Below are 13,549 nucleotides of genomic sequence, written 5' to 3'. Positions count from 1 at the left end.
CGTCCCCGCCGCACGGCGGCGACGGTCGCTCGCGCCCGTAGGATCGCCAGATGCCCGATCACTCCGAGCACGCTGCCGCTTCCCCGGACTCCGTGACGCCTGACCGCCCCAGCCCCGGTCGCAGCCTCGGACGCGGGGGCGTGCCCTGGGGCTCGGTGCTGCGCAACGTCGTCCTGGTGGCGGTGGTGCTGATCATGATCTGGCTGGCGCTGAACGTGCGCCTGCCCTCACTGGATCAGCTGCAGGCGGACATCGCCGACCTCGGGGCTTGGGGGCCGCTGGCCTTCATCGGGCTGTACGCCGCCGTCGCGCTCACCCCGATCCCGGTGACGATCATGGCCGTCACGGCGGGAATGCTCTTCGGCCTGCCCCTCGGCACGGTGCTGTCGATGATCGGCGTCGTCCTGGGCTGCTGGGGCGGCTACGGGATCGCCCGCGGTCTGGGCCGCGACACAGTGATGCGGTCGCTCGGCTCCCATGCCGACATGGTCGAGGAGCATCTGGCCGACGGCGGCTTCTACGCGGTGTGCACGCTGCGCCTGATGCCGGGCATCCCCTACTGGCCGGTGAACTACGGCAGCGGAGCGCTCGGGATCACCCAGCGCGAGTTCCTGGTCGCCACGTGCCTGTCCGCGCTGCCCGGGCAGGTCTCGCTGATCGCGATCGGGGCGTTCCTCGCCTCGCCGACGATGCTGAACGGCATCGCGGTGGGCCTCTCCTGGCTGGTGGTCATCGTGCTGACCGTGCTCTCGCTGCGCCGCTGGCGGGCTGCTCGCGGCTAGACTGCGTCCACGCCGACGGAGCAGCTCCTCTGACGCACGCCCGGGGACCGCCCCGCACGGCCGCAGCGCGTCGCCCGGCGCGCCGTCGCCCACGGGGGCTCGCGGGTCCCCGGATGTCACCGAGGACGTCTCATGAGCACAACGACCGAGGCCCGAAGCGGTTTCAGCCCGCGGGTGGCCCTGCAGAAGGTCGGCACTTCCCTGTCGAACATGGTGATGCCGAACATCCCGGCGCTGATCGCCTGGGGCATCCTGACAGCCTTTGTCATCCCCAAGGGATGGACGCCCAGCGAGCCGCTGGCCAGCGCCGTCGACCCGATGATCCACTACCTCCTGCCGCTGCTGATCGCCAACACCGGTGGCCGCATGGTCTACGAGGCGCGCGGCGCAGTGGTCGGCGTCATCGCCACCATGGGTGTGATCGGCGGCTCGGACTGGCTGATCGCCCAGGAGAACGCGCGTCTGCTCGACGAGTGGGTCGCGGCCGGCAACGACGCCGCGGCCTACGTTGAGCTGGGCCAGGTGCACATGTTCATCGGCGCGATGATCATGGCCCCGCTCGCGGCCTGGATCATGAAGCGGCTGGACCGGCTGTGGCAGGAGCACATCCCCGCCGGCTTCGAGATGCTCGTGAACATGTTCTCCGCCGGGATCATCGGCTTCGCACTGCTGGTGGCGGGCTTCTTCGGCCTCGCCCCCCTCGTGAACGGCCTGATGACGCTGCTGTCGAACGGAGTGGGCGCGCTGGTGAACGCGCACGTGCTGCCGCTGGTCTCGCTGCTGATCGAGCCCGCCAAGATCTTCTTCCTCAACAACGCGATCAACCACGGCGTCCTCACCCCGTTGGGCCTGGAGCAGGCCGGGGTGGACGGGAAGTCGATCCTCTTCCTGCTCGAGTCGAACCCCGGACCCGGGGTGGGCATCCTGCTGGCGTTCACCGTCTTCGGCCGCGGGGCGGCGAGAGCCTCCGCCCCTGGCGCCGCGGTCATCCAGTTCTTCGGCGGCATCCACGAGATCTACTTCCCCTACGTGCTCATGAAGCCGGTCCTCATCATCGCCGCGATCGGCGGCGGCATGACCGGAGTGCTGATCAACATGCTCTTCGGGACCGGTCTGGTCGCCCCGGCCTCTCCCGGCTCGGTGTTCATGATCTTCGGCGTCGCCGCGCGCGACTCCTACCTGGGCATCGCCCTCGCGATCGCCGGGGCCGCCGTGGTGAGCTTCCTGCTCTCGGCGCTCCTCCTCCGGATCGGCACGCAGGACGACGGCGACATCGGTGCGGCCACCGCCAAGATGGAGCAGATGAAGGGCAAGAAGTCCTCCGTCGCCGGTGCCCTGACCGGCGCGGGCGCAGCAGGTGCGGGCGCCGCCACGGCGGCCCACGCCTCCGGGCACACCGGCCGCATCGAGAGGATCGTCTTCGCCTGCGACGCCGGCATGGGCTCCTCCGCCATGGGGGCGACGGTGCTGCGCAAGAAGGTCCGGGCGGCCGGCTTCGAGGATGTCGAGGTCACCAACAAGGCGATCTCGAGCCTGTCCGACGAATGGGACGTGGTGGTGACCCAGAAGGAGCTCACCGACCGTGCCCAGCAGCGCACCGAGTCCGCCGTGCACGTCAGCGTCGACCAGTTCATGAACTCGCCGCGCTACGACGAGGTCGTCGAGCTGGTCCACCAGCGCAACGATCCGGACGCGGCCGCAGAACCCGAGGCCGAGGCGGCGAGCGAGGCGCCCGGGTTCGAGCCGGCCTCCGCCGCGGTGGGAGCAGGCGGTGGCACGGCGACCGCCGGTGCCGCCGCCGGCGCGGGTGCCACCGCCGGGGCAGGTGCTGCGTCGTCCGCTGCCGGTACGGGCCACGGCCGCCGCGCCGCGGAGCGTCCGCCGGAGCAGGTAGCGAGCGCCGAGGTCGTCGAGGACGACCGCGGCGCAGCGGATGGTTCCGACGCCGCGGACGCCGACGCCGCGAAGGACGACTCCTCGGACGCCGAGATCTCCGCGGGCACCGAACCTGCCCCGGAGATCCTCGCGACCGACAGCATCGTCCTGTCCGGCAGCGCCACCGATTCGGCCTCCGGGATCGACGAGGCCGGAGCCCTGCTGGTCGCCGCCGGCGCAGTCGACCAGGACTACGTCACCGCCATGCACGACCGCGAGGCCACGGTCTCGACGTTCATGGGCAACTCGCTGGCGATCCCCCACGGCACCAACGACGCCAAGTCCTCGATCACGCGCTCGGCGATGTCGTTCGTGCGCTATCCCGACGGCATCGACTGGAACGGCAACCCCACGACGTTCGTCATCGGCATCGCCGGGGTCGGAAACGAGCATCTCGAACTGCTGCAGAAGGTCGCCATGACCTTCTCCGACCCCGCCCAGGTCGAGCGCCTGGAGCAGGCCACCACGGTCGAGGAGATCCGCGCGATCCTCGGCGATGAGAAGGAGTGAACGCGATGAAGGCAGTCCATGTCGGCGCAGGGAACATCGGCCGCGGGTTCATCGGCCTGCTGCTGCACGAGGCCGGCTACGAGCTGGTGTTCGCGGACGTCGCCGACGCCCTGATCACCCAGCTGCAGGAAACGGACTCCTACCAGGTCCGCACCGTCGGCCGGCATCCCACCACCACCGTCGTCGACGGCTTCTCGGCGATCAACTCGGCGCAGGACCCCGACGGCCTGAGCGCGCAGATCGCCGCGGCCGACGTCGTCACCACGGCGGTGGGCGCACACATCCTGCGCTTCGTGGCGCCGAACATCGCCGCCGGGATCGCGGCCCGCCCGTCCGGGTCGCCCCGCCTGGCGGTGATGGCCTGCGAGAACGCGATCAACGCGACCGACCTGCTGGAGCAGGAGATCCGCGCGAACTACTCCGGCGACGATCTCGACGACAAGGCGCTGTTCTCCAACACCGCCGTCGACCGGATCGTGCCGGTGCAGGCCGAGGACGCCGGACTCGACGTCACGGTCGAGGACTTCTCCGAGTGGGCGGTCGAGCGCGGACCCTTCGACGGCCAGGAGCCCGACGTCCCCGGCATCACCTGGGTCGACGACCTCGGCCCGTACATCGAGCGCAAGCTGTTCACCGTCAACACCGGGCATGCGAGCACCGCCTGGCACGGCTGGAGCGCCGGCCACGCGAGGATCGCCGAGGCGATCGCCGATCCGGAAGTCGCCCAGCAGGTCGAGGCGGTGCTCGGTGAGACCTCCGCCCTGCTGGTCGCCAAGCACGGCTTCACCGCGGATGACATGGCCGCCTACCGCACGAAGGTCCTCGGCCGCTTCGCGAACGAGGCGCTGCCCGATCCGGTCGAGCGCGTGGGCCGGGCCCCGCTGCGCAAGCTGTCCCGGCACGAGCGCATCGTCGGCCCGGCCGCGGAGCTCGCCGAGCGCGGCCTGGAGCACGACGGTCTGCTGGACTCGTTCGAGGCCGCGCTCGCCTTCACCCCGAGCGGCGACGATGAGGTGGACCGCCTGCAGGAGATCCTCCGCGCGCAGGACGCCGAGGCCGCCACGGAGGAGATCACCGGCCTCGAGTCGACCCATCCGCTGTTCGTCGCGGCACGGAAGCGCGTCGCGGACCGGCAGAAGACCCTCTGATCCCGGTATATTCCGTACCGAGACCGTACGAACCCGGCGCGGACGACCGCGCTCAGAATCCGCCGCTCACCCTGCGGCGGTCCGTCGAAAGGCACACACACCATGGCAGAGCGCACCGTCACAGTCGCCAGCGCCTCCGGGCTCCACGCGCGCCCCGCGGGAATCTTCGCGCAGGCCGCCGGCGAGCAGCCCGCGACCGTCACCATCGAGAAGCCGGGCGGCAGCCCCGTCCAGGCCTCCAGCATGCTGATGCTGATGACGCTCGGCGCGGGCAAGGGCGACCAGGTCACCCTGCGCGCCGAGGGTGAGGGCGCCGACGAGTCGGTGAACGCTCTCGCGGACCTGCTGGAGAAGGACCTCGACGCCGAGGAGTGAGCTGAGCGGGATCAGATCGCGGGTCTGCGGACCCTCCCGGTCAGCCCCTCACAGCCCCAGCTCGCCGAGGACCGGCAGCCCGGCGCGCACCGCGTGCATGGCCTCCTCGGCCGTGCGGGCGCCGACGGCCTGCGCCGCGAGTGCCTGGGCCTGCTCGAGGGTGACGGTGGACAGCACCTTCGCGACCGCGGGCAGCGAGCGCGGCGTCATCGACAGACTGCTGACGCCGAGGCCGACGAGCACCACCGCGAGGCCGGGGTCCCCGGCGGCCTCGCCGCACACGCCCACGGGCTTGGCGACCTCCTCCCCGACGGCCTCCGGGTCGCCGCCGGCGGCGCGCGCCCCGTCGCAGGTGGCCTTGACCAAGGACAGCACCGAGGGCTGCCACGGGTTGTTCAGATGGGCCAGCGAGCCCAGCTGACGGTCCGCGGCCATCGTGTACTGGGTGAGGTCGTTGGTGCCGATGGAGGCGAAGTCGCAGGCGGCCAGGTGGCGGTCCGCGGTAATCGCGGCCGACGGGGTCTCGACCATGATCCCGGCCGGACGCAGGCCCCGCTCCTGGCACAGGGCCGCGAAGTCCTCGGTCTCGGTGACGGTGGCGATCATCGGGGCCATCACCCACGGCGTCGCCCGGGACTGCTTCGCGGCCGCGGCGATCGCGTCGAGCTGGTTGGTCAGCACCGAGCGCTTCTCCCAGGAGGTGCGATAGGCCCGCACCCCGAGCGCCGGGTTGGGCTCGTCGGCATCGGTGAGGAACGGCAGCGGCTTGTCGGCGCCGGCATCGATGGTGCGCACCACCACCTTCTTGCCGGGCAGGTGCGCGAAGGCCTCGACATATGCCGCGGTCTGCTCCTCGACGGAGGGCTCGTCCTCGCGATCCAGGAACAGGAACTCGGTGCGGAACAGGCCCACCCCGTCGGCGTGCGCCGCCGCAGCCTTCTCGGCGTCGGCCGCGCCGCCGATGTTGGCCAGCAGCTGCACGCGGGTCCCGTCGGCCAGGGCCCCTCCCCCGCCCTCGTAGGTCAGCGGGTTCTTCTGCAGCTCGGCCCAGGCCTCGGCGAAAAGGTGGTGCTCGTCGGTGACCTCGTCGGTGACGGTGCCCAGCCCGGCGTCGACGAACACCTCGGTGCCGTCGGTGAACTCGTGGATGCTCTTGGCCGCCACGATCGCGGGCAGGCCCAGCTGGCGGGCGAGGATCGCGGTGTGCGACTGGGGGCCGCCGTCGGAGGTGATCAGGGCGATCACCCGGGTCGGATCGAGGGTGGCGGTATCGGCCGGGGCGAGGTCGATCGCGGTGAGCACGAAGGGCTCGGAGGCGTCCGGGATCCCGGGAGCCTGCTCGCCGCGCAGCTCGGCGACGATGCGGGCGCGCACGTCGCGCACGTCCGTGGCGCGCTCGGCCATGTAGCCGCCGAGGCCCTCGAGCATGGTGGCGACCTGGTCGCCTGCCTCCCAGACTGCTCGTGCCGGGGACTTGCCGCCGGAGAGGACGAGGCCCTGCGCGGTCTGGGTCAGGGAGGGATCCGCTGCCATCTGTGCGGTGGCCTCGAGGATCTTCTTCCCGTCACCGGGAGCGCGCTCGGCCAGGCGGGTCAGCGCAGCCTGCACGGCGGCGGCCGCGACGGGGATCCGCTCGGCCTCGGCGGCGGCGTCCGCGCCCTCGGGCAGGGTGTCCTTCGCGGGGGGCTCGGCGACCGGCGGGGCCATCGATCGGATCGTGCCGATCACGCGACCGGGGCTCACGGCAACACCTGTGTACTGGGCCATCGCTGACTCTCCTTGCGGGGATCCGGGCGGTGTCGACGGGAGCGACGACACGCTCATGCTACGCGGGAGGAGGGCGATCACGGCCGTCCCTACGATGGTGCGATGACCACGATGGAATGGGAGCACCTGCCCGTGCCCGACCTCACCGGTCGCACCGTCGTGATGACCGGTGCGAGCGACGGCCTCGGCCGGGAGACGGCGCTGCAGCTGGCTCTCTGGGGCGCCGACCTCGTCCTTCCGGTCCGCACCCGCAGCAAGGGCGAGGTCGTCGCCGAGCGGATCACCCGCGAGACCGGTCGGCCGGACGCGGTGCGCCTGACCCACCTGAACCTCGCCGACATGGCGTCGGTGCGCGAGGGCGCCGAGGGGATCGAGCGTCTCGTCGGGCCGGGCGGGATCGATCTGCTGATCCATGTCGCCGGGCTCGTCACCCGGCATCACGAGGAGACGATCGACGGATTCGAGCGGATGCTGGCGGTCAACGCTCTGGCTCCGCTGCTGCTCACCGAGACCTTGCTGCCGCTGGTGCGGGAGCGGGTCGTGGTCGTCGCGTCCGACGCGCACACCTTCGGGTCGATCGACCTGGGTGATCCGCACTTCCGCCGCGGCGGCTGGTCGCCCGGCGCCGCGTACGGACGCTCGAAGCTCACGACGATGCTGTGGGGCCGGGAGCTCGCCGATCGCCTGCACGCCCGGGGGGACGGGGTGGACCTGCAGCTGGTGCATCCGGGCTGGGTGCTCACGAACCTGCAGAACGCGACCGGGTCCGCGCGGCTCGATCGGCTCGTCACCGAGGTCACCAGGCCGATCGCGATGCCGGCGCGGCGCGGTGCCTCCTCGGTGCTGTTCACCGCCACTCAGCCTCTGCCCCCGGGCTCCTACATCGGTCCCGACGGTCGTCGCGCTCTGCGAGGGCGGCCGACGTTCCTGCGACGTTCGGCGACCGCCCTGGACCGCGACCTGGCCCGGGAGGTCACCGCCTGGGCGCAGTCCGAGGTGCGCTCCGCACCGTCCTGAGCGGGAGCGCGGCATCGTCCAGCAGTCCGTCGAGCAGCTCCGGGGCAGGGTGGCTGTGGGCCCCCAGTCTCGCGTCGACGGCGAGGACGACCGGCGTGCCGGCGACGGTGCGGCGCATGTCGATGCTGAACGCGCCGGTCAGGTCGAGGGCCCGGGCGACCGCGCGGGCGAGCTCGGCGAGCTCCGGCTCCGCCCCGGGTTCCACCTGCTCCATCCGCGCAGACTTCCCCCCTGCGTCGGGTCCGCTGCCCGAGGTGCGCAGCAGGACCACCGTCATGACGCCGTCCCGGGGCGAGCGGTGCACCTGGGCGATGATCTCTTCGCCCGGCACGAGCTCCTGGGCGAGGAAGGTGTCGTTGCGGGCGGGCAGCTGCTCGGGGTCGTCGATCATCGTCGCCGTGCCCGGACCGTTCGCGAGGCGGGGCCTGGCCACGTAGGTGCCCTCCCCGATCAGGTGCCGGGGCACCCCGGACGGACGCACGACCACCGTCGTGGGGACGGGGATCCGATGGCGCGCCAGGTACCTCATCGTCAGCAGACGGTCGTGGCACAGGGCGATCGGGCCCGGGGCGGCGATCGCGACCTGGCTGCCGAGGACCGGAGCGACGCCCGCCAGCGCCGGCAGCTCGTCCGACACGGTGGGGATGAGCAGGTCGACGTCGAACCTCGCGAGCGTGGCTTCGAGGAAGGGGACGTAGGAGGGGGAGCCGGCGCAGGGGCCGAGCACGAAGTCGTCCCTCGGGACCGGCAGCGGGGTGACGTCGGTGGTGACCACGCGCATCCCGCGCTCGAGCAGCAGGTGGACGACCTGCGCGCCGACGTGTCCGCCCGCTCCGGTGACCAGGACGGTGCCCGGCGCGGCGACAGGAGCGGTGAGCGGTGGACCGGCGGGAGCCGTGCGGGGAGCGAGGGTCGGTGCGAGATGCATGAGGTGACCTTCCGAATCGTGGATCACGGGTCGTGTCGACGGCGACACGCCCTCGTGCTCACCGGCGAGCGCGTCGTCCGCTCGCAATCCGACACATTGTGTATCACTCGGTACATAACGGGCAACCCCTTTTCGGGTCGGGCGCTATAGAATTCAGGGCATGAGCGCGAGCAGAGGACGCCCCCGCAGCTTCGATCGGGACGAGGCCCTGGAGAAGGCGATGCTGCTGTTCTGGGAGCGCGGCTACGGGGGCATCGGCACCCGCGAGCTCTGCACCGCGATGGGGATCTCCGCCCCCAGCCTGTACCACGCCTTCGGCAGCAAGCAGCAGCTCTTCGAGGAGGTGGTTCGCGTCTACACCGACCGATACACCGGATTCGTCGAGGCGGCCTTCGACGAGGAGGTCGATACCCGCGGCGCGACCCGACGCCTGCTGACCGGAGCCGCCCACCAGTACACGCAGCCGGGGTGCCCGGCCGGGTGCCTGATCATGAACAACGCCTCCACGGCGTCGGCGTCCTCCCCCGAGATCGATGCCGGCCTGCAGGCGATCCGTCACGCGATCGGACAGCGCCTCCTGGCCGCGCTGACCGCGGACCGGGACGCCGGCCGACTGCCGTCCGGGATCGACGTGGACGGCTTCGCGATGCACATCCTCGCGATCTGGAACGGCATGTCGATGCAGGCGCGCGACGGGGCCCGACGCGAGGAGCTCGAGTCCGGGGTCGCGGCGTTCCTGGCGACCTGGCCGGCGGAGAAGGCCGCCTGAGAGCTGACCCGCGGCAGCTCGGGCGGAGGGTGCGGGATTCGAACCCGCGGTACAGGGTCACTGCACAATGGTTTTCAAGACCATCTCATTCGGCCGCTCTGACAACCCTCCTCGTGCCCGGAGGCACCCGCGAGAGTCTACCGGTGTCAGGCGGCTCCCACCTGCCCGGCGTACTGATTCACGAACACGGCTGCACGCCCACCTCAGCTCACCTGTGTGCGCCGCACGAGCACCAGCCAGGCACCAGCCGAGATCGCACCGATCACGGCGATCGCGACCATCCACGGGCCCCAGCCCATGGTGAGGACATCGAGCAGAGCCCGACCGAAGCCGTCGAGCAGGAGCACTCCCGCGAGGATCCCCAGGGCGAGCAGCGCCAGGACGGCGCCGGAGGCCCACAGGAAGACCTGGCCGAAGCGCAGGAAGGCGGCGGTGATGGCGGCGCCGAGGAACAGCACTCCCAGGATCAGCAGGAAGGTCTGCACGAGGGTCTGCCACGGTGCGCCGGTGCTGGTGTAGAAGACATCGAAGAATCGGATGCTCAGCCCGAAGCCATCGGTGGCGACCTCGACGGTCTTGCCGATCGTGATCAGCACGGAGTAGACCACGGCGTTGCCCAGGAACACCAGGCCGAGGCCGGAGGCGAACTCCCGGCGGGTCAACCCCAGACCCAGGGCCAGGGGGAAGTACTGGCCCATGGAGGTGAAACCGTAACCGATCAACGGGCCCAGCAGGGCGAAGATCGCGCCGTTCCACTGCATGCCGTAATACATCCCCGCCTGGGCCTCGGGGCCCTGCGAGCCGATGATCACGCCGACCGCCAGGATGACCACGAGGGCGAAGGCGAGCGCGATCAGGGGATAGCCGTAGGCTTGCATCCGGTTGACCAGGTGCATGTCGATGACGTTGCGGGAGCGCATCTCGGATCTCCTCTCAGCGCGCCGCGGCGGTGGCCGCGGCGGTGGTGCGATGGACGATGTAGTTCTGCAGGGAGACGGGCGCGACCTGGAGCCCTGCGGCCCGGGCCCGCTCAGCGCTGCCGGGCTCTGCATGGACAGTGGCGGTGGCCAGCGAGCCGATCTCCTGGAGGTGGAGCACGTCAGCCCCGGCGATGAAGCCCTTGACCTCGTCGAGCCGGCCGGAGACCTCGATCGCCGCGCTCTGCAGCGCCTCGGCCTCCTCCGAGATCGCGACCCGACCCTCGTCCAGCAGCACCACGTGCTCGAGCAGGTTGGAGACCTCGTCGATGTGGTGGGTGGACAGGATCACGGTGCGGGGGTGCTCGGCGAAGTCGGCCAGCAGCCGATCGAAGAACAGGCGCCGGGCGACGGCGTCCAGGCCCAGGTACGGCTCGTCGAAGAAGGTCAGCGGAGCCCGGGAGGCGAGACCGAGGATGATGCCGACGGCCGAGAGCTGGCCACGGGAGAGCTTCTTGATGGCCCTCTTCTCCGGGAGGCGGAAGTCGGCGACCAGCTCGCGGGCCAGCTGCTGATCCCAGAAGGGGTACAGGCCCTCGGCGATGCGCAGCACGTCGAAGGGCCGGAACCCGTCGGGATACTTCTGGCTCTCCTGGATGAAGCAGGTCTGCGCGAGCACCTGCGGGTTCTCCACAGGGTTCTCGCCCAGCACGCGCATCTCGCCGGAGCTGGCGAAGATCTGCCCGGTCAGCAGTTTCATCATCGTGGTCTTGCCGGCGCCGTTCCGGCCCAGCAGCCCGTGCACCCGACCTTCGGTGAAGGAGAGGGAGACATCGTCGATGGCGGCGACGTCGCGGAAGTGCTTTCTGAGATTGCGGGTCTCGATGGCGCTCATCGGGACGCCTCCTTCGTGATCATCTCGGTGAGTTCTCGGGGGTCGATGCCCAGGTGCGCGGCTTCGCGCAGCAGCGGGACGATGTAGGCGCGGGCGAAGGAATCGCGCCGGCGCTGCCGCAGCAGCTCTGTGGCGCCGTGGGCGACGAACATGCCTACTCCTCGACGTTTGACCAGGACGCCCGCGTCGGCGAGGCGATGGAGTCCCTTGCCTGCCGTCGCGGGATTGATGCGCAGGAATGCGGCCAGCTCATTGGTCGAGGGCACCGGGGTGTCCTCCGGATAGGTGCCGTCGAGGATCCCGTCCTCGATCTGCTCCGCCACAGCGATGAAGAGCGGCTTCGACTCGTCGAGCACGTCGCCTCCCGGTCGTGTCGAGGATCCGGACCCTCGCGGGTTGCTCGGTTCATTACTCCACTAATGAACCACGGGACTGGGTCGGAGTCAATCCCTGGCGCGGGCCCCGTTAGGCTGGCGGCACCTGCAGTCGAGGAGAGGAGCGCCCGCATGCGCGCCGTACTGATCGAAGCCGAAGGGGCCGACGCCCGCCTCGTCGAGGACGCCGACGAGTCCACGCTGAGCGGACCCGTCGAGTTGGACGTGCTCTTCTCGAGCTACAACTACAAGGACGGCATGGCGATCGCGGGCCAGGGCATCGCCCGCCGGTTCCCGCTGATCCCGGGCATCGACCTGGTCGGGCGGGTCACCGGTTCCGAGGTCGAGGAGTACTCGGCCGGTGACCTCGTGGTCCTCAACGGCGACGGCATCGGCGAGACCCGCAACGGCGGCTTCGCCACCCGGGCCCGCGTGCGTCCCGACGCCCTGGTGCGCCTGCCCGCGGACCTCTCCCCCGAGCGGGCCGCCGCCATCGGCACCGCCGGATTCACGGCGATGCTCTCGGTCCTGCGCCTCGAGGACGGCGGCGTCACCCCGGAGCACGGAGACGTGCTGGTCACCGGTGCCTCCGGCGGGGGCGGCTCCGTCGCGCTCGCCCTGCTGGCCGGCCGCGGGTTCCGCGTGGTGGCCTCGACCGGACGAACCGACGAGAACGCGGAATACCTCCGGGAGCTCGGGGCCGCCGAGGTGATCGACCGCGACGAGCTCGGCGCCGAGGTCGGCAAGCCCCTGCAGGCCCAGCGCTGGGCCGGGGCGATCGACGCCGTGGGCAGCACGACGCTCGCCAACGTCCTCGCCCAGACCTCCTGGGGTGGAGTGGTCGCGGCCTACGGACTGGCCCAGGGAATGGATCTGCGGACGTCCGTGATGCCGTTCATCCTGCGGCACGTCACCCTCGCCGGCGTGAACTCGGTCGACGCCCCGCCGGACCTGCGCGAGCGCGCCTGGGATGCGCTGGCCGCCGAGCTCGACCTCGACCTGCTGGATTCGATGACCACGAGCATCGGGCTGTCGGAGACGATCCCCTATGCGCAGCGGATCCTCGCCGGCGAGACCCGCGGCCGCACCGTCGTGGACGTGACCCAGTGACCATGCGCGCGATCGCCATCACCGAGGAGCACGAGCTCGAACTGGTCGAGCTGCCCGAACCCGTCGCGGCCCCCGGCGAGGTGCTGGTCGACGTGGTCGCGGCGGGCGTGAACCGGGCAGACGTCGCCCAGACCGCCGGAATGTATCCGCCGCCGCCGGGGGCCTCCGAACTGCCCGGTCTGGAGGTCTCCGGGCACCGCCGGGACACTGGTGAGGCGGTGGTGGCGCTGCTGGCGGGCGGTGGCTACGCCGAGGTGGTGGCGGTCCCCGAAGGGCAGCTGCTGCCGGTGCCCGAGGGCATGGACCCCGTCGAGGCCGCCGGGGTCATCGAGGTGTGCGCCACCGTCGTCTCCAACCTGGTGCTCGAGGGACGTCTGGCCGACGGCGAGACCGTGCTGATCCACGGCGGCACCGGCGGCATCGGCACCGTCGCGATCCAGCTGGCGCGGCACCTCGGCGCGCGGGTGCTGACCACCGTCGGCTCCGACGAGGCGTTCGACCGGGTGCGCGACCTGGGGGCCGACGCGGTCTGGAACCGTCGGACCACCGATCTGCTCGAGGTGGTGCGGGAGGCCGGCGGGGCGGACGTCATCCTCGACATCGTCGGCGGTCCGACGCTCGCGGACAACGTGGGGATGCTCCGCGAGCACGGAAGGCTGGTCATCATCGGCACGCTGGGCGGAGCCATCGGCGAGCTGCCGATCGGCATGCTCATGGGCAAGCGCGCCCGCGTCATCGGCACCACGCTGCGCTCGCGGCGCACCGAGGGCAAGCGCGAGATCCTCGAGGCCACCCGCGAGCTGGTCTGGCCGCTGCTGGCCGACGGGACGCTCAGCGTCCCGCTCCACGCCCGGCTGCCGATGGACCGCGCGAGCGAGGCGCATGCGATCCTGCGCGACGGCGGCCATCTGGGCAAGGTGGTCCTGGAGGTCGCTTCGGGATGATCCCGGCCGTGGCTCTCAGCTGACGTGCCGCCGTCCTGCCCGTTCGGCAAGAGGTCGGGACCTGCCTCCGGCCCCGGA

Annotated in this window: 13 protein-coding genes and 1 tRNA gene; 8 read left to right on the top strand and 6 right to left on the bottom strand. The window is 71.2% G+C overall.

Annotated elements, in window-relative coordinates; genetic code table 11:
* The first annotated feature begins 50 nt into the window (after positions 1-50).
* The 4 genes from JOF44_RS16875 to JOF44_RS16860 all read left to right on the top strand — a co-directional run bounded on the left by JOF44_RS16875 (position 51) and on the right by JOF44_RS16860 (position 4,750).
* A complete protein-coding gene (locus JOF44_RS16875) occupies positions 51-782 on the top strand; it encodes a TVP38/TMEM64 family protein (protein ID WP_245348991.1) in 732 nt (243 codons plus the stop codon).
* Positions 783-914: 132 nt separating this feature from the next.
* Positions 915-3,227, top strand: coding sequence for a PTS sugar transporter subunit IIA (locus tag JOF44_RS16870; RefSeq protein WP_209894146.1), 2,313 nt, complete (start codon positions 915-917; stop codon positions 3,225-3,227).
* Positions 3,228-3,232: 5 nt separating this feature from the next.
* The gene (locus JOF44_RS16865; protein WP_209894144.1) at positions 3,233-4,375 is read left to right on the top strand and encodes a mannitol-1-phosphate 5-dehydrogenase; all 1,143 of its coding nucleotides are present in this window, start codon (positions 3,233-3,235) and stop codon (positions 4,373-4,375) included.
* Between the two features lie 102 nt (positions 4,376-4,477).
* Positions 4,478-4,750, top strand: coding sequence for an HPr family phosphocarrier protein (locus tag JOF44_RS16860; protein ID WP_209894141.1), 273 nt, complete (start codon positions 4,478-4,480; stop codon positions 4,748-4,750).
* 48 nt (positions 4,751-4,798) lie between these two features.
* Here JOF44_RS16860 and ptsP read toward each other — a convergent pair whose 3' ends face one another.
* The gene (gene ptsP, locus JOF44_RS16855) at positions 4,799-6,517 is read right to left on the bottom strand and encodes a phosphoenolpyruvate--protein phosphotransferase (protein WP_209894137.1); all 1,719 of its coding nucleotides are present in this window, start codon (positions 6,515-6,517) and stop codon (positions 4,799-4,801) included.
* Positions 6,518-6,619: 102 nt separating this feature from the next.
* Here ptsP and JOF44_RS16850 point away from each other — a divergent pair, with 102 nt between their 5' ends.
* Positions 6,620-7,534 carry an SDR family NAD(P)-dependent oxidoreductase gene (locus JOF44_RS16850; RefSeq protein WP_209894134.1) on the top strand — a complete coding sequence of 305 codons (915 nt, stop codon included), beginning with the start codon at positions 6,620-6,622 and terminating at the stop codon, positions 7,532-7,534.
* Here JOF44_RS16850 and JOF44_RS16845 read toward each other — a convergent pair.
* On the bottom strand, positions 7,491-8,462 hold the full coding sequence (locus JOF44_RS16845; protein ID WP_209894132.1) for an ATP-grasp domain-containing protein: 972 nt from the start codon (positions 8,460-8,462) through the stop codon (positions 7,491-7,493). The two genes, JOF44_RS16850 and JOF44_RS16845, sit on opposite strands and share 44 nt — an antisense overlap.
* Positions 8,463-8,622: 160 nt before the next feature.
* On the opposite strand from JOF44_RS16845, the gene JOF44_RS16840 reads away from it, so the two are divergent.
* Entirely contained in the window at positions 8,623-9,231 is a 609-nt protein-coding gene (locus JOF44_RS16840; protein WP_209894129.1) for a TetR/AcrR family transcriptional regulator, read from the top strand.
* Positions 9,232-9,254: 23 nt separating this feature from the next.
* On the opposite strand, the gene JOF44_RS16835 is transcribed toward JOF44_RS16840, so the two are convergent.
* The 4 genes from JOF44_RS16835 to JOF44_RS16820 all read right to left on the bottom strand — a co-directional run bounded on the left by JOF44_RS16835 (position 9,255) and on the right by JOF44_RS16820 (position 11,399).
* Positions 9,255-9,342 (bottom strand) — tRNA-Ser (locus JOF44_RS16835).
* A gap of 92 nt (positions 9,343-9,434) precedes the next feature.
* Complete coding sequence (locus JOF44_RS16830; RefSeq protein ID WP_209894125.1) at positions 9,435-10,151, bottom strand: hypothetical protein; 717 nt, start codon at positions 10,149-10,151, stop codon at positions 9,435-9,437.
* Between the two features lie 13 nt (positions 10,152-10,164).
* The gene (locus tag JOF44_RS16825) at positions 10,165-11,043 is read right to left on the bottom strand and encodes an ABC transporter ATP-binding protein (protein ID WP_209894122.1); all 879 of its coding nucleotides are present in this window, start codon (positions 11,041-11,043) and stop codon (positions 10,165-10,167) included.
* Positions 11,040-11,399 (bottom strand): GntR family transcriptional regulator, encoded by a 360-nt coding sequence (locus JOF44_RS16820; RefSeq protein WP_209894119.1) that lies wholly within the window; start codon positions 11,397-11,399, stop codon positions 11,040-11,042. Before JOF44_RS16820 ends, JOF44_RS16825 begins: the two co-directional genes overlap by 4 nt.
* A 150-nt stretch (positions 11,400-11,549) precedes the next feature.
* On the opposite strand from JOF44_RS16820, the gene JOF44_RS16815 reads away from it, so the two are divergent.
* Both JOF44_RS16815 and JOF44_RS16810 read left to right on the top strand, forming a co-directional pair.
* The gene (locus tag JOF44_RS16815; protein WP_209894116.1) at positions 11,550-12,527 is read left to right on the top strand and encodes an MDR family oxidoreductase; all 978 of its coding nucleotides are present in this window, start codon (positions 11,550-11,552) and stop codon (positions 12,525-12,527) included.
* Positions 12,528-12,529: 2 nt separating this feature from the next.
* Positions 12,530-13,471, top strand: a complete 942-nt coding sequence (locus tag JOF44_RS16810; protein WP_209894111.1) for an NAD(P)H-quinone oxidoreductase — start codon at positions 12,530-12,532, stop codon at positions 13,469-13,471.
* The last annotated feature ends 78 nt before the right edge of the window (positions 13,472-13,549 follow it).

This window comes from Brachybacterium fresconis, from assembly GCF_017876515.1.
Classification (GTDB): Bacteria; Actinomycetota; Actinomycetes; order Actinomycetales; family Dermabacteraceae; genus Brachybacterium; species Brachybacterium fresconis.
The sequence above is the reverse complement of the archived record's forward strand: the minus strand, read 5'-3'. Positions and strand labels throughout refer to the sequence as shown.